The organism is Pseudonocardia kongjuensis (genome assembly GCF_039526905.1).
Taxonomy (GTDB): Bacteria; Actinomycetota; Actinomycetes; order Mycobacteriales; family Pseudonocardiaceae; genus Pseudonocardia; species Pseudonocardia kongjuensis.
Window position 1 is genome coordinate 200,098 of record NZ_BAAAJK010000010.1, and the last position, 20,686, is coordinate 220,783.

Below are 20,686 nucleotides of genomic sequence, written 5' to 3' on the forward strand. Positions count from 1 at the left end.
TCCGGCGCACGGCCGGCGAGGTCGCGGGCACGAACGGGGTGAAATCGGACCCGGCGGTGCGCCCGGGGGGTGTTCGTTCTACCCTCCGTAGAGCACAATCGGCGCGCGCCGTGCGGCCCGTCCGGAGCTCCCCAGTGCCAGCCGCTGTGGATCTCCGGGCCCGGTCGGGCGTCGTCCGCCGGTCGGGAAGTAGAGTCCTCCCGTCCGCGAGGACGTGCTCAGGTCAGGCAAGTGCAGGAGGACCAGGTGACAGCCGTCGAGCCGAAGCCGATCTCGACGCGCCAGTATCCGGCGCGGCGAGAGGGCAAGGGGTCCACGTTCCTCAGGATGCTGAGGACGACCGACCCCAAGGACATCGCGATCCTCTACATGGTCACGTCGTTCGGCTTCTTCGCCGTCGGCGGCGTGATGGCGCTGCTGATCCGCGCCGAGCTCGCGCGTCCGGAGCTGCAGTTCCTCTCGACCGAGCAGTACAACCAGCTGTTCACCATGCACGGCACGATCATGCTGCTGCTGTTCGCGACGCCGATCGTGTTCGGCTTCGCGAACTACATCGTGCCGCTGCAGATCGGCGCGCCGGACGTGGCGTTCCCGCGGCTGAACTCGTTCTCCTACTGGCTGTTCCTGTTCGGCGGCCTGATCGTCGTCTCCGGCTTCCTGACCCCGGGCGGCGCCGCCGACTTCGGCTGGTTCGCCTACACCCCGTTGTCCGACGCGGTCCGCTCGCCGGGCCCCGGCGGTGACCTGTGGATCATGGGCCTGGTGGTGTCCGGCCTGGGCACGATCCTCGGTGGCGTCAACTTCATCACCACGATCGTCTGCATGCGCGCGCCCGGCATGACGATGTTCCGGATGCCGATCTTCACCTGGAACATCTTCATCACGGCGATCCTGATCCTGATCGCGTTCCCGATCCTGACCGCGGCGCTGCTGGGCCTGGCCGCCGACCGGCATCTCGGGGCGAACGTGTTCAACCCGGAGAACGGCGGCGTGGTGCTCTGGCAGCACCTGTTCTGGTTCTTCGGCCATCCCGAGGTCTACATCGTCGCGCTGCCCTTCTTCGGCATCGTCTCCGAGATCTTCCCGGTGTTCTCCCGCAAGCCGATCTTCGGCTACAAGGGCCTGGTCTTCGCGACCATCGCGATCGCGGCGCTGTCGGTCGCGGTGTGGGCGCACCACATGTACGCCACCGGCGCCGTGATGCTGGCGTTCTTCTCCTTCACGACCTTCCTGATCGCCATCCCGACCGGCGTGAAGTTCGTGAACTGGATCGGCACCCTGTGGAAGGGCAAGATCACCTACGAGACACCGATGCTGTTCTCGGTCGGCTTCCTGGTGACGTTCCTGTTCGGCGGCCTGACCGGCATCCTGCTCGCGATGCCGCCGGTGGACTTCCACGTCTCGGACAGCTACTTCGTGGTGGCGCACTTCCACTACGTGCTCTACGGCACGATCGTCTTCGCGACCTTCGGCGGCATCTACTTCTGGTTCCCGAAGATGACCGGCCGGTTCCTCGACGAGACGCTCGGCAAGATCCACTTCTGGCTGACGTTCCTCGGGTTCCACCTGACCTTCCTGGTCCAGCACTGGCTGGGCAACGAGGGCATGCCGCGCCGGTACGCGGACTACCTGCCCTCGGACGGGTTCACCACGTTGAACACGATCTCCTCGATCGGCGCGTTCATCCTGGGCGCCTCGACGCTGCCGTTCGTCTACAACGTGTTCAAGAGCTACCGGTTCGGCCGGATCTGCGACGTCGACGACCCGTGGGGCTTCGGCAACTCGCTGGAGTGGGCGACGTCCTCGCCGCCGCCGCGGCACAACTTCACCGAGCTGCCCCGGATCCGCTCCGAGCGTCCGGCGTTCGACCTGCACTACCCGCACCTGGTCGAGAAGGCGCGCGCCGAGGCGCACGTCGGCAACCGGGCGCACCCGACGGAGGTGCTGGCCAAGGAGGTCGGCAAGGAGTCCTGGCCGGACGACGACCCCAAGTCCAACTGAGGTGACGGGCGGAACCGCCGCCTCCGGTCCGCCCCGGCCCACCGTGCTCGTCACGGTGACCGGGCCGGACCGGCCGGGTGTCAGCTCGGTCCTGTTCGCGGCGCTCACCGCGGCCGGGGTCGAGCTGCTCGACCTGGAGCAGGTCGTGGTGAACGGCAGGCTCACCCTCGGTGCGCTGGTCGTGCCCGAGGGCGACCCGGAGGACCTGCTGGAGTCGGTCGGCGAGGCGATGGACTCGATCGCGATGTCGGTGCACATCGAGATCCAGCGTGACGGCGACGTGACCGCCCGCCCGCCGTCGACGCACGTGGTCACGGTGCTCGGCCGGCCGATCACGGCCCGGGCGTTCGGCGCGATCGCCGCCGAGCTCGCCGCGGTCGGCGCCAACATCGACGCGATCCGCCGGGTCGCCGACTACCCGGTGACCGGGCTGGAGCTGCTGGTCTCCCCGGTGCCCGACGGCGACCCCGACGCCTACCCGCCCGGGACGCTGCGCAAGCGGCTGGTCGGGGTGGCCCGGCAGGCCGGCGTCGACGTCGCGGTGTCCCGGGCCGGATTGGCCCGGCGCAGCAAGCGGCTGATCGTGTTCGACGTCGACTCCACCCTGATCCAGGGCGAGGTCATCGAGATGCTGGCGGCCCGGGCCGGCGCGGACGTCGAGGCGCAGGTCCGGCGGGTCACCGAGGAGGCGATGGCCGGGCAGCTGGACTTCACCGAGTCGCTGACCCGGCGGGTCGCCGTGCTGGAGGGGCTGCCCGCCTCGGTGGTCGACGAGGTCGCCGCCGAGATCGAGCTGACCCCCGGCGCCCGGACGACGATCCGCACGCTGAAGCGGCTCGGCTACCGCTGCGGCGTCGTGTCCGGCGGGTTCACCCAGGTCATCGCCGGTCTTGCGGACGAGCTGAAGCTGGACTTCGTCGCCGCGAACGAGCTGGAGATCGTCGACGGCAGGCTCACCGGCCGGGTGAGCGGCGAGATCGTCGACCGGCCCGGGAAGGCGGTGGCGCTGCGCCGGTTCGCCGAGGCGCACGAGATCCCGGTCGAGCAGACGATCGCGGTCGGCGACGGCGCCAACGACATCGACATGCTCTCCACCGCCGGCCTGGGGATCGCGTTCAACGCCAAGCAGGCGCTGCGCGACATCGCCGACACCTCGGTGTCGGTGCCCTACCTCGACGTCGTGCTGTTCGTGCTGGGCATCACCCGCAACGAGGTGGAGGCCGCGGACGCCGCCGAGGGCGTGCTCCGGCGGGTCCCGATCGCGTGAGCGGCGTGCTCGGCCTGCTGGCCGACCACTACGGCACCGGTGCCCGGCGCCGGGAGATCCCGCCGGAGGCGGACGGGATCGTCCGCGCGATGCCGGTGGTGCTGCGGATCGAGCGCGATCCGCTGCCCGGCCGGACGCCGCTGCTGGAGGCCGCCGCGACGGCCGCGCTCGCGGTCTGCCTGGACCCGCGGTCCCAGGAGGGCGGCGAGTGGCACGACGCGGTGCTGCCGTGGGTGGACGGGCGGATCCGCAAGATCGCCCGGCGGGCCCGCGGCGCGCACTGGCGCGCCGTGCAGGAGCTGCCCGGGGTGACGGTCGGCATCGACGGCGCCGAGGCGCGGGCGCTGCTGCCCGGACCGGTGGACGACGTGCCGAAGGTGGTGTCCCGGCTGCAGATCGGCGGCACCGAGCTGGAGCCCGACGAGCCCGGCCCGGCCCCGGACGGCGCCCCGCTGGTGCTGCTGAACCCGCACGTGGCGATGACCGTCGGGAAGGCCGCGGCCCAGGTCGGGCACGCCACCATGATCCTCGGCGCGGTCCGCGGCTGGCCGGTGGCCGAGCCGGCCGACGTGCCCCGCTGCGCCGTGCGCACCCCCGCCCCCGGCGAGTGGGACCGCCTGCTCGCCGACCTGGCCGGCGGCGCCCCGGAGCTGGTCGCCGTCCGCGACGCCGGCTTCACCGAGGTCGATCCGGGCACCGTCACCTGCCTCGCCCGGTGAGGGGAACACCGGAGTAGCCCGATCATGGCCGGGCAGCACGGGTGTACCGCTCGCCGTCGCCCGGCGGGACGGTGAGCAGAGCAACGGCGGGATCGGGGCCGGCCCAGCCGATGTAGCCGTCCGGGCGGACCAGGTGCGGGACGACGCCGGGGACGGTGAGGGTGCGGACGCCCGGTCCGGGTGCGCGCAGCCGGGTCGCGCGCTCCGGGGTGACGGCCGCCCCGGGGGGTGCGACGAGCACCGGATGCCCGCCGCGCAGCGCCTCGTGGAGCCGGGTGCCGTCCGTCCCGGTGACGTCGGCGGCGCGGGTGCCGACCAGCCGGTGCGCGCCGCGCGGGCGCCGGTAGGCGATCCCGGTCCCGGTGAGCTGCCCGCGGATCCGCCGCCCCGGGCCGGGGAGCGCGAGCAGCGCGGCCACGATCCGGTTGCGCAACGCCCTGGCGATCCGCGGCCGCAGCATCGCGGCCCGGATCAGCCCGCCGCTGGTCCGCAGCACCGTCCGGCCGACCGGGTGCCGCTCGTCGTGGTAGCTGTCGAGCAGCGCGTCCGGTGCGGTCCCGTCCAGCACGGCCGCCAGCTTCCAGCCGAGGTTCGCGGCGTCCTGCAGGCCGGTGTTCATGCCCTGGCCGCCCGCGGGGGAGTGCACGTGCGCGGCGTCCCCGGCGAGGAACACCCGGCCCACCCGGTACCGCTCGACCTGGCGCTCGTCGCTGTGGAACCGGGACATCCAGCGCGGATCGTGCATGCCCCGGTCGGTGCCGAACACCGCGCGGGAGATGCCGGCGACCTCGTCGAGGGTGACCGGCTCGTCGTCCGGGCGCTCGACGCGGCGGTCGCGGGCGATCACCCGGTACCAGCCGTCGCCGTAGGGGACGACGAAGCAGAACCCGTCGGCGTTGCCGTCGGCGGTGAGCACGTCCGGTGGCGGATCGTCCATCCGGACGTCGGCGAGCACCAGCGAGCGGGCCACCGCGCGACCCGGGAAGCCGAGGCCGAGGGCGGCGCGCACGGTGCTGTGGTGACCGTCGGCGCCGACCAGGTAGCGGGCGCGGGTCGCGCCGGTCGCGCCGGTCGCGCCGGTCGGGCCGGTCGGGCCGGTCGGGCTGGTCGGGCTGGTCGGGCTGGTCGGGCCGGTCGGGCTGGTCGGGCCGGTGGGGCCGGTCGGGCCCGTCGCGCCGGCGGTGCCCGGGACCGTGCCGGAGCGGGTCCAGCTGACGGTGACCCCGTCCCCGTGCTGGACCAGGTGCTCGACCCGGATCCCGTGGTGCAGCCGGGCGCCCGCGGCGAGCGCCCGCTCCCGCAGCAGCAGCTCCACCCGGTACTGCGGCACGACCAGCAGGAACGGGAACCGGCTGGGCAGCCCGGTGAGATCGACCGTGGCCCGCCCGAACAGCCGGAACTCGTCGAGCCGGGTGCCGAGGGCGACGAGCCGGTCGGCGAGCCCGCGGGCGTCGAGCTGTTCGAGGGTGCGGGCGTGCACGGCGAACGCCCTGGTGAGCCCGGACGGCTCGGTGCGGCGCTCCAGCACGGCGACCCGGACGCCGGCCTCGGCGAGGTCCCCGGCGAGCAGCAGACCGGTCGGCCCGGCCCCGACGACGACCACGTCGGTCTCCGGTGCGGGGATGTCGAGGGTGCTCATGGCGGGTTCCCTTCTGCCAACAAATGTTTGCCAACGACTGTAGGCGTTGTCGGTGCAGTTGCCAACGCCCGTTGGCATACGATGGCCGCATGGCCTTCACCGACCGCTCCCGGCCGGCCCGCGACGCGATCCTCGCCGCCGCCCGCCGTCGCTTCGCCGACGAGGGCTACGACCGCGCCACGGTCCGCGCGATCGCCGGTGACGCGGGGGTCGACCCGTCGATGGTGATCCGCTACTTCGGCAGCAAGCGCGAGCTGTTCACCGCGGCCGCCGAGTTCGACCTGCGGCTGCCCGACCTGACGTCGGTGCCCCGGGCCGAGGTCGGGCGGGTGCTCGCCGAGCACCTGCTGCTGCGCTGGGGGAGCGACGACGCGCTGGCGATCATGCTGCGCGGCGCGGTCACCGACGACGCGGCCGCCGAGCGCACCCGGGAGATCTTCGCCGGCCAGCTGCTGCCGGTGGTCGCCGCGCTGACCGGGGACCCGGCCGGGGCGCCGGAGCGGGCCGGGCTGGTCGCCACCCAGGCGCTCGGCGCGGTGCTGTGCCGCTACGTGCTGCGGTTGCCGCCGGTCGTCGCGCTGCCGGACGCCGAGCTGATCGGCTGGCTCGGGCCGACCCTGCAGCGCTACCTGGTCGGCGAGCGCTGAGCGCGGGCGGGCAACCGCCGGCCCGGCTCAGGCCGGCCGGCGCCCCGGCCCGGCCGCGTCGACCTCGTCGGCGAGGCCCAGGACGCGGCTGGTCACCAGCTCCGGGAACTCGCCGTTGAGCGCGTGCCCGGCGCCGTCCACGATCTCCACCCGGGCGTCGGGCAGCAGCGCACGGGCGCGGTGCGCGGAGCGGCGGGCGTCGTGGGTGCGGCTGCGCCCGCCGAGCAGTACGAGCACCGGGACCCGCAGTCCGCGCAGCGCGTCGTCGGACGGCAGCGCGGGCGGGGGAGTGACGTTCCGGAACCCGCCCGCCGCGGCCACCGTGAGCCGGCCGATCGGGCCGTCGAACAGCTCGTCGCCGGTGCCGACGATCCAGCGCAGCGCCCGCCGCCGCAGGCGCTCCGGCAGCCCGGGGACGGTGAGCAGGCCCGCCACGACCAGGCCGGGCCGGATCCGGCCGAGCACCTGGGTCGGTTCGATCAGCGACAGCGACCCGATCCGCCCCGGTGCGCGCAGCGCGACCTGCACCGCGAGCCAGGCGCCGACGGACTGGCCGACCAGGTGCGCCGGGCCGGTGCCGAGGGTCTCCAGCAGCTCGTCGAGCCAGGCCGCCTGGTCGTCGGCGGTGCGGATCGGCCGGGTCTGCCGGGACGGGCCGGCGTCGCCCAGCGGCTCGACGGCGTACACGGTCCGCCGCCGGGCCCAGCCGGCCAGGTTCGGCAGCCACAGCGCGGTGGTGCCACCCCGGCCGGGGAGCAGCACCAGCGGCGGGCCCGCCGCGGAGCCGAACCGGTACACCCGCACCGTGCCGAACGCGGTGCGCAGGTCCTCGGTGCCCTCCGGTGCCGGGAGCAGTGCCATGGCCGCGTCGTAGAGCTCGCGGAACCGGGTCTCGGCCTCCGGGCCGGTGAACCGGCCCACGTCGGTCGTCATGCGGGCAGCCTGCCCGGCCGGGCCCCCGCCGCGGACGTGCCGGAGGTCATGATCGGCCTCCGGGCCGCGCCGCCACTCAGACCGTCGCGGTGAGCGTGACCTCGACGTTCCCGCTGGTGGCCTTGGAGTACGGGCACACCTGGTGCGCGGCCTCGACGAGCGCGTCGGCGGCGGACTGCTCCAGCCCGGGCAGGTGCGCGGAGATGTCGGCGGCGACGTGGAAGCTGACGTCGTCGGGCTCGAGCCGGACGGTCGCGGTCACCGACAGGTCGTCCGGGACGGTCTCCTTGCGCGTGCGGGCGGCCAGCCGCAGCGCGCCGTGGAAGCAGGCCGCGTACGCGGCGGCGAACAGCTGCTCCGGGTTGGTCGCCCCGCCCGGGCCGCCCAGCTCGGGCGGCATCCGCAGGTCCTGGTCGATGAAGCCGTCGTCGGAGCGGACGTGCCCGTCCCGGCCGCCGCCGGTGGACGTGGCCTCGGTCGTGTAGGTCGGCATGCGGATCCCCTTGCCCGTCGGAACAACCCAGATCGGTTGTGCACAACTTATCTGAGCGGAGGGGTGCGCGCCGAGCGGGTGCGCGACGTCACTCCCCGCGCAGCCGGCGCAGCGCGCCCTGCACCTTCTCGCTGTCGGTGGTCTCCCAGAACGGCGGCAGCGAGGCCCGCAGGAACCCGCCGTAGCGGGCGGTGGAGATCCGCGGATCCAGGATCGCGACCACGCCGCGGTCGTCGGTGGAGCGAAGCAGCCGCCCGGCGCCCTGGGCGAGCAGCAGCGCCGCGTGCGTCGCCGAGACGGACAGGAAGCCGTTGCCACCGCGCGCGTCGGTGGCCTTCTGCCGGGCCGCGACCAGCGGATCGTCCGGCCGCGGGAACGGGATCCGGTCGATGATCACCAGCGACAGCGACGGGCCCGGCACGTCCACCCCCTGCCACAGCGACAGGGTGCCGAACAGCGAGGTCTCGTCGTCCTCGGCGAACCGCTTGACCAGCAGCATCGTCGAGTCGTCGCCCTGGCAGAGCAGCGGCGTGTCCAGCTTGGGCCGCAGCGCCTCGGTGGCCTGCTTCGCCGCCCGGGTCGAGGAGAACAGGCCGAGCGTGCGGCCGCCCGCGGCGCGGACCAGCGCCTCGATCTCGTCGAGCGTCTGCGGGGCGAGCCCGTCCCGGCCGGGGGCGGGGAGCCGGCGGGCCAGGTAGAGGATGCCGGAGCGGCCGTGCGCGAACGGGGAGCCGACGTCCAGGCCGGTCCAGCGCGGCGCCTCCGGGTCCTGCACCGGGCCGTGCCCCTCCTCGGTGGCCGGCGGGGTGTCGCCGCGCTCCTTCGGCTGCGCGGCCGGCAGGCCCCACTGCCGGGCGAGCGCGTCGAACGAGCCGCCCAGCGCCAGGGTCGCCGAGGTCAGCACGGTGGTCCGGGTGTTGAACAGGCGCTCGCGCAACAGCCCGCCGACCGACAGCGGCGCGACCCGCAGCACCTTGTACCGGCTGCCGTCGGGCCCCTGCTCACCGAGCCACACCACGTCGCGGCGCTTCGCCGGGTCGGCCTCCTTGAACGTGTCGACCAGCCGCACCGCGGTGTCGGACACCTCGTCGAGCAGGGCCAGTGCGAGCTTGCGGGCGGCGGCGCCCTCCGGATCGGCGTCGTCGCCGCGCCGGTTCCCGCCGAGCGACTGCCGGCAGCCCGCCGCGGCCGAGAGGATCGCGTTCAGCGCGCCCGAGACGGGCCCGGGCAGCGCCTCCCAGCGGGCCGGCGGCAGGTCCTCGAGCACCGCGCCGAGGCCCTCGCCCGCCTCGGCGAGCCGGTCGGCCTGCTCCTGGTCGACGAGCCTGCCGCAGCGCCGCGCGGCGGCGGCGACGGTGCCCGCGGTCAGCTCGGCGGTGGCCGCGCCGGTGACCCGGTCGACCAGCTCGTGCGCCTCGTCGACGATCACCACGTCGTGCTCGGGCAGCACCTGGGCCTCGCCCATCGCGTCGATCGCGAGCAGCGCGTGGTTGGTGACGACGATGTCGGCCCGCCCGGCCGCGGCCCGCGCTTTCTCGGCGAAGCAGTCCTCGCCGACCGGGCAGCGGCTCGCCCCGAGGCACTCGCGGGCGGTCACCGACACCTGCCGCCAGGCCGGCTCCGGCACGCCGGGGACCAGCTCGTCGCGGTCGCCGGTCTCGGTGTCCGACGCCCACTCGTGCAGCCGCTTCACGTTCCGGCCCAGCGCGGAGATCGCGAACGCGTCGAACAGCTGGGCCTCCGGGTCCTCGTCGTCCCCCATGTCGCCGTGCAGCTTGTTCAGGCACAGGTAGTTGCGCCGGCCCTTGAGGATCGCGAACGTCGGCTCCCGGCCCAGCACCTTCTTCAGGCTCTTCGCCACCCGCGGCAGGTCCCGGTCGACCAGCTGGCGCTGCAGCGCGATCGTCGCGGTCGACACGACGACGGTGGTGTCCCGGGCCATCGCGTGCCGGATCGCGGGGACCAGGTAGGCCAGCGACTTGCCGGTGCCGGTGCCGGCCTGCACGGCCAGGTGCTCGCCCGAGGACAGCGCGCGGCGCACCGCGTCGGCCATCCGGTCCTGCCCCTCGCGCCGCGCACCGCCGACCGAGGACACGGCCGCCTCCAGCAGCTCGTGCACACCGGGCAGATCGCGGGTCGCCACGGGAGCGGACACGGGAGCGGGCACGGACCGAGGCTACCGAGGCCCACCGACACCCCGGGCCCCGACGGGACACGACGCCCGGGCACGCGCCGTGACAACACCGTGCACCACGTGTGATATCGGACGCCGGTGGCCGGTGAGCGGCGACACAGCGTCACGATGGACGCTGTGACAGCTTCCTTGACCTCTCAGAGCAACGTCGAGCCCGGCGCGTTCCCGGTGCTGATCGAGCACGAGGCCCGCTACGCCGATCTGGACCCGAGCCGCCGGATCGGCCGGGACGCCCTGGTCCGCTGGTTCGAGGACGCCCGGGTCGCCGTCGAGCGCGAGACCTTCGGCGCCGATCTCGTCGCCCGCCTGCAGTCGCGGGTGCGGCTGCTGCTCGCCGCGGTCCGGGTCGAGGTGCTCGCCCCGCTGACCGTCGCCGGGTCGTACCGGATCGGGATCGGCGTCAGCAACGTCGGGACCACCTCGTTCTCCTACCGCTACGCGGTGTTCGCCGGGGACGACCTGGTCGCCACCGGCGAGTCCACCTCGGTGCACACCGACGGGGAGAAGCCGGCGCCGCTGACCGACGAGGTCCGCGCCTCGCTGGAGCCGCTGCGGATCGACGCGCCCGCCTCGGCCCGCCCCGAGCGCGGCGAGGCCCGCCTGGTCCGGGAGAACTACCCGTTCCGCTGGGACGCCCGGGTCCGGTTCACCGACCTGGACACCAACCGGCACGTCAACAACGTCGCGCTGGCCGCCTGGTACCTCGACGGCCTGGCCGAGCTGCACGCCGACGTGCTCGGCTACCCGGTCGGCGGGCCGCTGGACGGGCTGTCGCCGTCGACGCTGTCGGTGCAGTACCTCGACGAGGTCCACTACCCGGGCATCTACCAGCTGCGGGTCGGCGTCGAGGAGATCGGCGAGGACACCGTCCGCTACGTCTGCGGCCTGTTCGACGAGCGCCGCTGCATCGGGCTCGCCGAGGCGGAGGGTTTCCACCACGCCCCCGGCGAGGACGGCGACCCGGTCCGCCTGGCCGAGGCACTCGCCCCGTTCCGCTTCGCCGGCTGATCGACCCCGGGCCCCGCACCGCACAGGTCCGGCCGGCGCCGCACAGGTTCGAGCCTGTGCGGCGAGCCGGCGACCTGTGCGGCTGGGACGGTCAGGGGGGTCAGGGCGATCAGGGGGTGACGACGTGGACGCCGGCGTCGGTCAGGGTGGACAGGGCGGTGCGGGTCGTCTCCGGGGAGACCCCGGCGCAGTGCGCGAGCAGCACCCTGGTCGCCAGCCCGAGCCGGGCCGCGTCGAGCGCGGTCGCGCGGACGCAGTGGTCGGTGGCCAGCCCCACCACGTCCACCTCGGTGACGCCGCGCTCGTCCAGCCAGTCGGCCAGCGGTACCCCGGACTCGTTGTCGCTCGCGCCCTCGAAGCCGGAGTAGGCGCTGGTGTAGGCGCCCTTGTCGAAGACGCACTCGATCGGCGCGACGTCCAGCAGCGGATGGAACGAGGCACCCGGCGTCTGCGCCCGGCAGTGCGGCGGCCAGGAGTCCACGAAGTCCGGGGTGTCGCTGAAGTGCGGGCCCGGGTCGACGTGCACGTCCCGGGTCGCGACGACGTGGTCGTAGCCGCCGTCGCGGGCCAGCGGGCCGATCCCGGCGGCGACCGCGGCGCCGCCGTCGACGGCCAGCGCGCCGCCCTCGCAGAAGTCGTTCTGGACGTCGACGACGATCAGTGCGCGTGCCATGGATGCTCTCAGTGCTCCGTCACGAAGGTGGTGGGGATCGCGGGCTCGCCGCGGGACAGCTTCAGGCCCTCCCACGGTACGGCGACCAGCGCCGTCCGCAGCCGCTCGCGGGCGTCGTCGAGGCCGCCGGCCGCGGCGTCCGGGGTGAGCTCGCCGGAGCGGACCAGCGGCACCGGGAGCTCCCGGTCGTGCGGCCCGGCGGCGGGCGGGCGGCCGTGCGGGAACACGACCTCCTCGACCGCGGTCCCGGTCGGCTTGAACCGGCGCAGCGCCGACTTGCGGCCGCCCCGCGACTCCTTCGACGTCGACCGCTTGCTGACCGGCCGCCCGTCCACCTCGACCAGCTTGTAGACCATCCCCGCGGTCGGCGCCCCGGACCCGGTGACGACCGAGGTCCCCACCCCGTAGGAGTCCACCGGCTCGGCCCGCAGCGAGGCGATCGCGTACTCGTCCAGATCGCCGGACAGCACGATCCGGGTGCCGGTCGCGCCCAGCGCGTCGAGCTGCTCGCGGGCCTGGTGGGCCAGCTCGCCCAGGTCACCGGAGTCGATCCGGACCGCGCCCAGCCCGGTCCCGGCCACCTCGACCGCGTTCGCGATGCCCTTGCGGATGTCGTAGGTGTCGACCAGCAGCGTGGTCCCGGTGCCCAGCGCGGCGACCTGGCTGCGGAACGCGGACTGCTCGTCGTCGTGCAGCAGCACCCAGGCGTGCGCCGCGGTCCCGGCGGTCGGGATGCCGTAGCGCCGGCCGGCGGCCAGGTTCGACGTCGTCGCGAAACCGGCCAGGTAGGCCGCCCGCGCCGCGGCGACGGCCGCCTCCTCGTGGGTGCGCCGCGAGCCCATCTCGATCAGCGGCCGGCCGGCCGACGCGGTCACCATCCGGGCCGCGGCGGATGCGATCGCGCAGTCGTGGTTGTAGATCGACAGGGCGAGGGTCTCCAGGATCACCGCGTCGGCGAAGGTGCCGGTGACGGTCAGCACCGGGGAGCCGGGGAAGTACAGCTCGCCCTCCGGGTAGCCGTCGACGTCGCCGGTGAACCGGTAGTCGCGCAACCAGTCCAGCGTCACCGGGTCCACCACCTGGGCGAGCAGCTCCAGGTCGGCCGGGCCGAACCGGAACCGTTCCAGCGCCGCGAGCAGCCGGCCGGTGCCGGCGACGACGCCGTACCGGCGGCCGTCCGGGAGCCGGCGGGCGAACAGCTCGAACACGCAGGCGCGCTCCGCGGTGCCGTCGGCGAGCGCGGCGGCCACCATCGTGAGCTCGTAACGGTCGGTCAGGAGGGCGGTGCTGCCCTCCGGGACGGGGCCGGTCATGGCTGGAGCCTATGCCCGTTGTGTCACCATGGGGCGCATGACCGCGCCGTCCCCGTCGCCCACCGAGCAGGTCTCGCCGGACGTCGACCCGGCTGTCGACGACGCCGCCTCGCCCGACACGCCGTGGCAGGCGATCGTGTGGAACGACCCGGTCAACCTCATGTCGTACGTCACCTACGTGCTGCAGAAGGTGTTCAACTATCCCGAGCCCAAGGCGAACGCACTGATGCTCGACGTGCACCACAAGGGCCGGGCCGCGGTGTCCTCGGGCGACAAGGACACCGTCGAGGGACACGTCGCGCAGCTGCACGCGGCCGGCCTGTGGGCCACCATGCAGCGCACATGACCCCGGCTGTGAGGTACCGCACATGAACGGCTGGAAGCGCAGCGGCCGCGGCGAACGGGTCCGGTACACCTCCGGGTTCTCCGGCGAGGAGGCTGCCGTGCTGCGCGGCCTGTTCCAGGAGGTCCGCCAGATGCTCGCCGGCCGGGCCGCACTCGCGCCCACCGACGAGCTCGCCGAGCTGACCGGGATCCGCACCGGGCCGACCACCCGGCCGACCGACCGGGTGCTGGCCCGGCTGCTGCCCGACTTCACCACCGAGGACTCCGACCTGGCGGGCGGCATGCGGTCGCTGCACGAGCCGGCGCTGATCGAGGCGAAGGACGCGGCGGCGGGGACGGTGCTGGACACGCTGCCCGAGGCGGGCGGCCGGATCGAGCTCACCGCCGGGCAGGCCGACGCCTGGCTGGCCGCGCTGAACGACGTCCGGCTGGCCCTGGGCACCGCGCTCGACGTCAGCGAGGACATGCCCGAGCAGCTGCCCGAGGACGATCCCCGGGCCCAGCACCTCGGCGTCTACCACTGGCTGACCTACGTCCAGGACTCGCTGGTCCGGGTCCGGCTCAAGTCCCTGTAGCGGCCGCCCGGCACGTTCAGTCCCGGGTGACCCGGTCGGTCGGCGGCGCCGCCAGCCCCGGGTTCGCCTCCAGGTACCCGACGAACGCGTCCAGGTCGACCGGCCCGCCCACCAGGTCGGTGCCCGCGGTGAACGCGTCGAACCCGTCGCCGCCCGCGGACAGGAAGTTGTTCACCGCGACCCGGTAGCTCCCGGCGTCGGTCACCGGTGCGCCGTCCAGCTCGATGCCGGTGACCCGGTCGCCGGCGACCGAGTACCGCAGGTTCGACGACGTCTGCAGGACCGTGGGCCCGTCGTCCACCGTGAACTGCTGGTCCAGCACCGCGCGCAGCTGCGCGCCGGTCAGCGTCATCGTCTGCAGGATGTTGCCGAACGGCTGGACGGTGTACGCCTGCCCGTAGGTCACCCGGCCGTCCGGGCCGGGCACCAGGTCGGCGCGGACCCCGCCCGGGTTGGTCAGCGCGAGCTGCGCGCCGTCCCCGCGGGACGCGGCCAGCTGCGCGTCGGCGATCACCGTCCCCAGCGGGGACAGCCCGGACGGGTCCGCGGCCCGGGGGAGCGGCCCGGCGAGCGTCCCGACCGGGCGCTGCGCGAGCGGCTCCGATCCCTGCACCGCGGCGTCGACGATGCCCTGCGCGACCGGGTCCGGCGCGACGTCGCGGGTGACGATCTCGTTGCGCGCGGTGGTCGCCGCCCGGTCGACGTCCCCGTCGCCGGTCAGCGCGAGATCGACCACCGACACCAGCCTGCCGAACGACAGGCCCTGCACGAACGGCCGCGGCGCCCCGGCCGGGTCGGTGACGCTGCACACGTACTGCTCGTGCGAGTGCGCGGAGAACACGGCGTCCACGTCGGCCGAGACGCCGGCCGCGATCGCCGAGCCCGGCCCGCCCGGCTCCAGCGCGCAGCTGCCGGGGCCGCCGCCGGACCCGGTCCCGTCGCCCTGGTGCACCAGCAGCACCTGGGCGTGCACGCCCTGCGCGGTCAGCTCGGCCGACGCGGCGTCCACCGCGGCGATCTCGTCGCCCACCTCGATGTCCCGGATCCCGTCCGGCGAGACCAGGTCCGGGAGCTCGGTGAGGGTGGCGCCGATGACGCCGAGCCGGGTCCCGCCGACGTCGAGCACGACGTGCCCGGGCAGCGCCGGCCGGCCGGCGGTGGTCACGTTCGCCGCCAGCACCGGGAACGACGCGCCGTCGTAGGTGGGGCCGAACCGGCAGCCGTCGTCCGGATGGCAGCCGCCGGCGACCAGCCGCTGCAGCTCGGCCAGGCCCTCGTCGAACTCGTGGTTCCCGGCCGCCGAGGCGGCCACGCCCATCGCGTCCAGCAGCTCGATCGTCGGCTCGTCGCGGAACAGCGCCGAGGCCAGCGGCGACGCGCCGACGTTGTCTCCGGAGGACAGCAGCACGTTCGCCGGCTGCTCGGCCCGCAGCCGCGCCACGTGCGCCGCCAGGAAGGCGGCGCCGCCCGCCTCGATCTCGGCGCCGTCGCCGGTGGTGACCCGCGCCGACGAGCCGGACGGCGGCTCCAGGTTGCCGTGCAGGTCGTTGAACGCGATCACCCGCACGGTCGCCGGTCCGCCGGCCGCCGACCCGATGTCGGCGGCCAGTGCGGCCGTGAGGACCAGCGCGAACACCGCTGCCAGGACGATGCCGGTCCGGCGACCGGAGGAGACGGGCATGACCGGCAGTATCGCGGCGCAACCCCGCGCGCGCCGTGGGCGGCGTCACAACCGGGCGTGACGAGCCGGTGAACGTCGTCTCCCGGGGCCCGGGGACGTGCGGCTCGGTATGCGCGCAACGTATCGTGACCGGCGTGCTGGCCATCCGAGCGGACCTCGTCGACGAGATCGTCGCGCACGCCCGGCGGGACTTCCCGCTGGAGGCGTGCGGCCAGCTCGTCGGCCCCGACTCCGGTGAGCACCCCGAGCGGTACGTCCCGATGACCAACGCCGACGGGATCGAGAGCGACTTCGCGTTCGCCCCGGCCGAGGACATCCGGCTGGAGCGCGCGCTGGACGCCGCGGGCGAGCGCCGCATGCTGGTGGTGCACTCGCACACCCGGGTGCCGCGCCGGCCGCTGACCGACAGCGGGCTGCCCGAGGCGTACCCCTCGGTCAAGGACATCGCGCAGATGGAGTGGACGCCCGACCAGCACTGGCTGATCGTGGCCCTCGCCACCGCCGACGCCCGTCCCGAGATCCGGTCCTTCCACCTCGCCGGCGGTGCCGTCGTCGAGGACGAGCTGGCGGTCGTGGAGTCCTACATGTTCGCCCACACCGGATCCGACGACGTCCCCGACCGGAGCTGATCCACCCTCCCCCCGCACCCGCGCGGGCGAGGTCACGCGGGAATGGCGCCGGACACCGGTTGCGTTGCCGCGTACAGAGCACGACCGAGCAACCGACCAGGAGTGATCACCGAGATGGCCGTCTCCGTCTCCATCCCCACCATCCTTCGCACGCACACCGGCGGTGAGAAGACCGTCGAGGCGAAGGGTGACACCGTCTCCGCGGTCATCGACGACCTGGAGTCGCGGCACAGCGGCATCAAGGACCGTCTGATCACCGACGGCAAGCTGCACCGCTTCGTCAACATCTACGTCGACGACGAGGACGTCCGCTTCGCCGGTGGCCTGGAGGCCCCGGTCACCGAGTCGTCCACGCTCACCATCCTCCCGGCCGTCGCCGGCGGGCGCTGAACAGCAGTCCGGATCCCGGGTGCCGGGCGGTGGACCGCCCGGCACCGGTCCGTGAGGAGGACCTGTGCGTTACGACTCGCTGTTGCAGGCCGTCGGCGACACCCCGCTGGTCGGGCTGCCGTCGCTGTCACCGTCGGCCGAGGTGCGGCTCTGGGCCAAGCTGGAGGACCGCAACCCGACCGGCTCGATCAAGGACCGGCCCGCGCTGGCGATGATCGAGGACGCGGAGAAGCAGGGCCTGCTCACCCCCGGCTGCACCATCCTGGAGCCGACCTCGGGCAACACCGGCATCTCGCTGGCGATGGCCGCGAAGCTCAAGGGCTACGAGCTCATCTGCGTGATGCCGGAGAACACCTCCGAGGAGCGCCGCCAGCTGCTCGCGATGTACGGCGCGCAGATCATCTCCTCGCCGGCGGCAGGCGGCTCCAACCAGGCCGTCGCCGTCGCCAAGCAGCTGGCCGCCGAGCACCCGGACTGGGTGATGCTCTACCAGTACGGCAACCCGGCCAACACCGACGCGCACTACCGCGGCACCGGCCCGGAGATCCTGCGCGACCTGCCCTCGATCACTCACTTCGTGGCCGGGCTGGGCACCACCGGCACCCTGGTCGGGGCCGGCCGGTACCTGCGCGAGCACAAGCCGGACATCCAGATCGTCGCCGCCGAGCCGCGCTACGGCGAGCTCGTCTACGGGCTGCGGAACCTCTCCGAGGGCTTCGTCCCCGAGCTGTACGACGAGACCGTGCTGACCGGCCGGTTCTCGGTCGGCAGCTACGACGCGCTGCGCCGCACCCGCCAGCTCGTCGAGCAGGAGGGCATCTTCGCCGGGATCTCGTCCGGGGCGATCCTGCACGCCGCGCTGGGCGTCGCGAACAAGGCGCTGGATGCGGGCGAGCGGGCCGACATCGTGATCATCATCTGCGACGGCGGCTGGAAGTACCTGTCCACCGGCGCCTACTCGGGGGATCTCGGTTCCGCCGCCCAGGGCATCGACGGGCACCTCTGGGCCTGAGCCCGGTGCGTCCGACGGCAGGAACGCAGCAGGAGCGCCGCCGGAACGCCGGGCCGGAACCGGGCAGGACGGGCGAATCGGGCAGGTCCGCCGGTACCGTCGGGGACATGACCGCATACCCGTCCGGCCGGGCCCCCGCCCGGGTGCTCCCGCCCGAGCCGAAGCGGGCCGCGGGGCTCATGCTGCTGTTCACCGCGGCGCTCTACCTGTTCGAGGCGATCGACGTCGCCTCCGGCCAGACCGTGCAGCTGGCGGGCGCGATCTACCCGCGCGACACGGCGGGGCTCGCCGGGATCCTCACCGCCCCGCTGCTGCACGACGACTGGGCGCACCTGATCGCGAACACGCTGCCGTTCCTGATCTTCGGGTTCCTCGCGATGTCCGGCGGGATCGCCCAGTGGTTCTCGGTCACCGCGACGATCTGGGTGATCAGCGGGCTCGGTGTCTGGCTGGTCTCGCCGGCCCCGGTGATCGGCGCCTCCGGCATCGTGTTCGGCTGGTTCCTGTTCCTGCTGGCCCGCGGCTTCTACGCGCGCAACGGCCGGCAGGTGCTGCTCGCGGTGGTGCTGTTCCTGTTCTGGGGCTCGCTGCTGTGGGGCGTGCTGCCCTCCGATCCGTCGGTGTCCTGGCAGGGCCACCTGTTCGGGGCGATCGGCGGCGTCGTCGCGGCGTCCTGGGTGGCGAAGGCCGACCGGCGGGCCGCCCCTACCCTGAGGGCGTGAGCAGCGCTCGGAACGGCGGCCCGGATCTCGACGCACCGATCGGGATCTTCGACTCCGGGGTCGGCGGGCTCACCGTCGCCCGCTCGGTGATCGACCTGCTGCCCGCCGAGCAGCTCGTCTACGTCGGGGACACCGCGCACAGCCCGTACGGGCCGAAGTCGATCGCGCAGGTCCGCCGGCACGCGCTCGCGATCGGCGACGAGCTCGTCGAGTCCGGGGTGAAGGCGCTGGTCATCGCCTGCAACACGGCCTCGGCGGCCTGCCTGGCCGACTTCCGCGAGCGCTACCCGGTGCCGGTCGTCGAGGTGCTCCGGCCGGCCGTCCGGCGGGCCGTCGCGGCCACCCGCAACGGCCGGGTCGGGGTGATCGGGACGCTGGCGACGATCGCGTCCGGCGCCTACCCGGACGCCTTCGACGCGGCCCCCGACATCGAGGTCACCTCGGTGGCCTGCCCGCGGTTCGTCGACTTCGTCGAGCGCGGCACGACCAGCGGCCGGCAGGTGCTCGGGGTCGCCGAGGGTTACCTGGAGCCGCTGCAGCGCGCCGGGGTGGACACCGTGGTGCTCGGCTGCACGCACTACCCGCTGCTGTCCGGGGTGCTGGAGATCGTGCTCGGCCCGGACGTGACGCTGGTGTCCTCGGCCGACGAGACCGCCCGCACCCTGGTCCGCACCCTGCACGGCCGCGGTCTGCTGCGCGACGGCGCCGACGACGTCGCGCCGCCCGCGCCGCACCGGTTCCTCGCCACCGGCGACCCGGAGCCGTTCCGGCGGCTCGGCCGCCGCTTCCTCGGCCCGGAGATCGGCGCGGTGGTCGGCAGAGCCGGTGCACGGGCCGCCGGACCCTCCGGGGTAACGTCGCGGCCGTGATCGGTGCGCTGGTCCTGGTGATCACGGTGGCCCTCTCGGCCACCGCGTTGTTCGGCCTGGTCACGACGGTGACCAGCAGGCCACCGGGCCGGGTGCACCGGATCGCGGTCGGGGTCTGCGAGGCGCTGATCGTGGCCCAGGCCGCGATCGCGGCCTACCGGGTGCTGGTCGACGGCGTCACCCTCCCCGAGCAGACCACCTTCCTGATCTACCTGGTGGTCGCGGTCTGCGTCATGCCGATCGCGCTGCAGTTCGCCACCGCCGAGCCCAGCCGCTGGGGCGGCGCCGTGATCGCCGCCGGCGCGATCGGCACCCTGGTCGCGGTGCTGCGCCTGCAGGGCCTCTGGATCCCCGGTGCCTGACCGCGGCGAGGTGCGCGCCACCGCGACCGGTCCCGGCCGGGTGCTGATCGCCGTCTACGGGATCTTCGCCCTCGCCGCGACGGCCCGGGCCGGGGTGCAGATCGCCGAACGCTTCGACGAGGCCCCGCTGGCGTACTCGCTGTCCGCGGTGGCCGGCGTCGTCTACATCCTGGCGACCGTCGGGCTGGCCGGCACCGGGCCCGGGTTCCGCAGGCTGGCCTGGTTCGCGGTGGTCTTCGAGATGATCGGGGTGCTGCTCGTCGGCGCGTTCACGCTGCTCGTGCCGAGCGACTTCCCGCAGGAGACGGTCTGGTCGTACTTCGGCATCGGCTACGGCTTCGTGCCGCTGGTGCTGCCCTTCGTCGGGATCTGGTGGCTGCGCCGCACCGCGCGAACGGGTTAGGGTCGCGCATGCGGCTGATCGTGCTCGGGTGCTCCGGCAGCGGCCCCGGTCCCGGGTCCCCGGCGTCCGGCTACCTGGTGGAGGCGGGCGGCACCCGGCTCACCCTCGATCTCGGCAACGGCACCCTCGGCGCGCTGCAGCGCCATCTCGATCCGTGGTCGCTGGACGCGGTCGTCTTCAGCCACCTGCACGCCGACCACTGCTCGGACTTCGCCTCGCTCGTCGTGCACCGCCGCTACCACCCGCGGCCGCCGTTCGACGCCGGCGCGTCGCCGCTGCCCGTGCACGCCCCGGCCGGCGCGCACGACCGGTTCGCCCGCGCCTACGCGCCGACCGCCGACGAGCTCGCCGGGACCGACCTCACCGACGTCTTCACCTTCCACGATCTGGTCGCCGGCGGTGCCCGCACGATCGGCACCGGCGACGACGAGGTGCGGCTGACCGCCGTCCCGGTGGTGCACCCGTGCCCGGCCTTCGCGCTGCGCGTCGAGCACGGCGGGCGGGTCCTCACCTACTCCGGCGACACCGGCGCCTGCCCCGGTCTGGTCGACGCCGCCCGGGACGCCGACCTGCTGCTCTGCGAGGCGAGCTGGCCGCACGGCGCGGCCAACCCGCCCGGGGTGCACCTGTCCGGCCGGGAGGCGGGCGAGCACGCCGCGACGGCCGGTGCGCGCCGGCTCGTCGTCACCCACGTGCCCGCCTGGTACGACCGCGACGAGCTCGCCACCGAGGCGAAGGACGCGTTCGACGGCCCGGTCGAGGTCGCCACGCCGGACGCGGTCTTCGACGTCTGAACCCGCTTCCTACGATG

22 protein-coding genes are annotated in these 20,686 nt (G+C 74.2%); 15 read left to right on the forward strand and 7 right to left on the reverse strand.

Features of this window, described 5'->3' with window-relative positions; translation table 11 throughout:
- Positions 1-246 precede the first annotated feature (246 nt).
- From ctaD to ABD160_RS14980, 3 genes are read left to right on the forward strand one after another with little or no spacing between them, the layout of a single operon-like run.
- Entirely contained in the window at positions 247-2,001 is a 1,755-nt protein-coding gene (gene ctaD, locus ABD160_RS14970; protein ID WP_344022714.1) for an aa3-type cytochrome oxidase subunit I, read from the forward strand.
- Between the two features lie 43 nt (positions 2,002-2,044).
- Positions 2,045-3,268, forward strand: a complete 1,224-nt coding sequence (gene serB, locus ABD160_RS14975; protein ID WP_344022818.1) for a phosphoserine phosphatase SerB — start codon at positions 2,045-2,047, stop codon at positions 3,266-3,268.
- A gap of 5 nt (positions 3,269-3,273) precedes the next feature.
- Complete coding sequence (locus tag ABD160_RS14980; protein WP_425563621.1) at positions 3,274-3,987, forward strand: peptidyl-tRNA hydrolase; 714 nt, start codon at positions 3,274-3,276, stop codon at positions 3,985-3,987.
- Positions 3,988-4,009: 22 nt separating this feature from the next.
- Here the strand turns inward: ABD160_RS14980 and ABD160_RS14985 are convergent, their stop codons facing one another.
- Positions 4,010-5,626, reverse strand: a complete 1,617-nt coding sequence (locus tag ABD160_RS14985; RefSeq protein WP_344022716.1) for an FAD-dependent oxidoreductase — start codon at positions 5,624-5,626, stop codon at positions 4,010-4,012.
- A gap of 89 nt (positions 5,627-5,715) precedes the next feature.
- On the opposite strand from ABD160_RS14985, the gene ABD160_RS14990 reads away from it, so the two are divergent.
- Positions 5,716-6,273: a TetR/AcrR family transcriptional regulator gene (locus ABD160_RS14990; protein ID WP_344022718.1), complete on the forward strand. Its 558-nt coding sequence runs from the start codon at positions 5,716-5,718 to the stop codon at positions 6,271-6,273.
- A 27-nt stretch (positions 6,274-6,300) separates the two neighbouring features.
- Here the strand turns inward: ABD160_RS14990 and ABD160_RS14995 are convergent, their stop codons facing one another.
- The 3 genes from ABD160_RS14995 to ABD160_RS15005 all read right to left on the reverse strand — a co-directional run bounded on the left by ABD160_RS14995 (position 6,301) and on the right by ABD160_RS15005 (position 9,866).
- Positions 6,301-7,206, reverse strand: a complete 906-nt coding sequence (locus tag ABD160_RS14995) for an alpha/beta fold hydrolase (RefSeq protein WP_344022720.1) — start codon at positions 7,204-7,206, stop codon at positions 6,301-6,303.
- 76 nt (positions 7,207-7,282) lie between these two features.
- Positions 7,283-7,699, reverse strand: a complete 417-nt coding sequence (locus ABD160_RS15000; RefSeq protein WP_344022722.1) for an organic hydroperoxide resistance protein — start codon at positions 7,697-7,699, stop codon at positions 7,283-7,285.
- Positions 7,700-7,787: 88 nt separating this feature from the next.
- On the reverse strand, positions 7,788-9,866 hold the full coding sequence (locus tag ABD160_RS15005; protein ID WP_486362824.1) for an ATP-dependent DNA helicase: 2,079 nt from the start codon (positions 9,864-9,866) through the stop codon (positions 7,788-7,790).
- Between the two features lie 144 nt (positions 9,867-10,010).
- Here ABD160_RS15005 and ABD160_RS15010 point away from each other — a divergent pair, with 144 nt between their 5' ends.
- The gene (locus tag ABD160_RS15010) at positions 10,011-10,901 is read left to right on the forward strand and encodes a thioesterase family protein (protein ID WP_344022724.1); all 891 of its coding nucleotides are present in this window, start codon (positions 10,011-10,013) and stop codon (positions 10,899-10,901) included.
- Between the two features lie 109 nt (positions 10,902-11,010).
- Here the strand turns inward: ABD160_RS15010 and ABD160_RS15015 are convergent, their stop codons facing one another.
- Positions 11,011-11,574, reverse strand: coding sequence for an isochorismatase family protein (locus tag ABD160_RS15015; RefSeq protein ID WP_344022726.1), 564 nt, complete (start codon positions 11,572-11,574; stop codon positions 11,011-11,013).
- An 8-nt stretch (positions 11,575-11,582) separates the two neighbouring features.
- Entirely contained in the window at positions 11,583-12,887 is a 1,305-nt protein-coding gene (locus ABD160_RS15020) for a nicotinate phosphoribosyltransferase (RefSeq protein ID WP_344022728.1), read from the reverse strand.
- A gap of 37 nt (positions 12,888-12,924) precedes the next feature.
- On the opposite strand from ABD160_RS15020, the gene clpS reads away from it, so the two are divergent.
- Both clpS and ABD160_RS15030 read left to right on the forward strand, forming a co-directional pair.
- Positions 12,925-13,233, forward strand: coding sequence for an ATP-dependent Clp protease adapter ClpS (gene clpS / locus ABD160_RS15025; protein WP_344022730.1), 309 nt, complete (start codon positions 12,925-12,927; stop codon positions 13,231-13,233).
- Positions 13,234-13,255: 22 nt separating this feature from the next.
- Complete coding sequence (locus ABD160_RS15030) at positions 13,256-13,807, forward strand: DUF2017 domain-containing protein (protein ID WP_344022732.1); 552 nt, start codon at positions 13,256-13,258, stop codon at positions 13,805-13,807.
- A 16-nt stretch (positions 13,808-13,823) separates the two neighbouring features.
- Here ABD160_RS15030 and ABD160_RS15035 read toward each other — a convergent pair whose 3' ends face one another.
- Positions 13,824-15,488 (reverse strand): bifunctional metallophosphatase/5'-nucleotidase, encoded by a 1,665-nt coding sequence (locus ABD160_RS15035; protein ID WP_344022734.1) that lies wholly within the window; start codon positions 15,486-15,488, stop codon positions 13,824-13,826.
- Positions 15,489-15,622: 134 nt separating this feature from the next.
- On the opposite strand from ABD160_RS15035, the gene ABD160_RS15040 reads away from it, so the two are divergent.
- The 8 genes from ABD160_RS15040 to ABD160_RS15075 all read left to right on the forward strand — a co-directional run bounded on the left by ABD160_RS15040 (position 15,623) and on the right by ABD160_RS15075 (position 20,669).
- Positions 15,623-16,117 (forward strand): M67 family metallopeptidase, encoded by a 495-nt coding sequence (locus ABD160_RS15040; RefSeq protein ID WP_344022736.1) that lies wholly within the window; start codon positions 15,623-15,625, stop codon positions 16,115-16,117.
- 114 nt (positions 16,118-16,231) lie between these two features.
- Positions 16,232-16,507 carry a MoaD/ThiS family protein gene (locus ABD160_RS15045; protein WP_344022738.1) on the forward strand — a complete coding sequence of 92 codons (276 nt, stop codon included), beginning with the start codon at positions 16,232-16,234 and terminating at the stop codon, positions 16,505-16,507.
- 64 nt (positions 16,508-16,571) lie between these two features.
- Positions 16,572-17,519 (forward strand): PLP-dependent cysteine synthase family protein, encoded by a 948-nt coding sequence (locus tag ABD160_RS15050; RefSeq protein WP_344022740.1) that lies wholly within the window; start codon positions 16,572-16,574, stop codon positions 17,517-17,519.
- 107 nt (positions 17,520-17,626) lie between these two features.
- A complete protein-coding gene (locus ABD160_RS15055; RefSeq protein WP_344022742.1) occupies positions 17,627-18,241 on the forward strand; it encodes a rhomboid family intramembrane serine protease in 615 nt (204 codons plus the stop codon).
- Entirely contained in the window at positions 18,238-19,110 is an 873-nt protein-coding gene (gene murI / locus ABD160_RS15060; protein ID WP_344022744.1) for a glutamate racemase, read from the forward strand. The genes ABD160_RS15055 and murI overlap by 4 nt, the downstream gene beginning before the upstream one ends.
- A complete protein-coding gene (locus tag ABD160_RS15065; RefSeq protein ID WP_344022746.1) occupies positions 19,107-19,472 on the forward strand; it encodes a hypothetical protein in 366 nt (121 codons plus the stop codon). Before murI ends, ABD160_RS15065 begins: the two co-directional genes overlap by 4 nt.
- The gene (locus tag ABD160_RS15070) at positions 19,465-19,875 is read left to right on the forward strand and encodes a hypothetical protein (RefSeq protein ID WP_344022748.1); all 411 of its coding nucleotides are present in this window, start codon (positions 19,465-19,467) and stop codon (positions 19,873-19,875) included. Before ABD160_RS15065 ends, ABD160_RS15070 begins: the two co-directional genes overlap by 8 nt.
- 8 nt (positions 19,876-19,883) lie before the next feature.
- A complete protein-coding gene (locus ABD160_RS15075) occupies positions 19,884-20,669 on the forward strand; it encodes an MBL fold metallo-hydrolase (protein ID WP_344022750.1) in 786 nt (261 codons plus the stop codon).
- Positions 20,670-20,686: the final 17 nt, after the last annotated feature.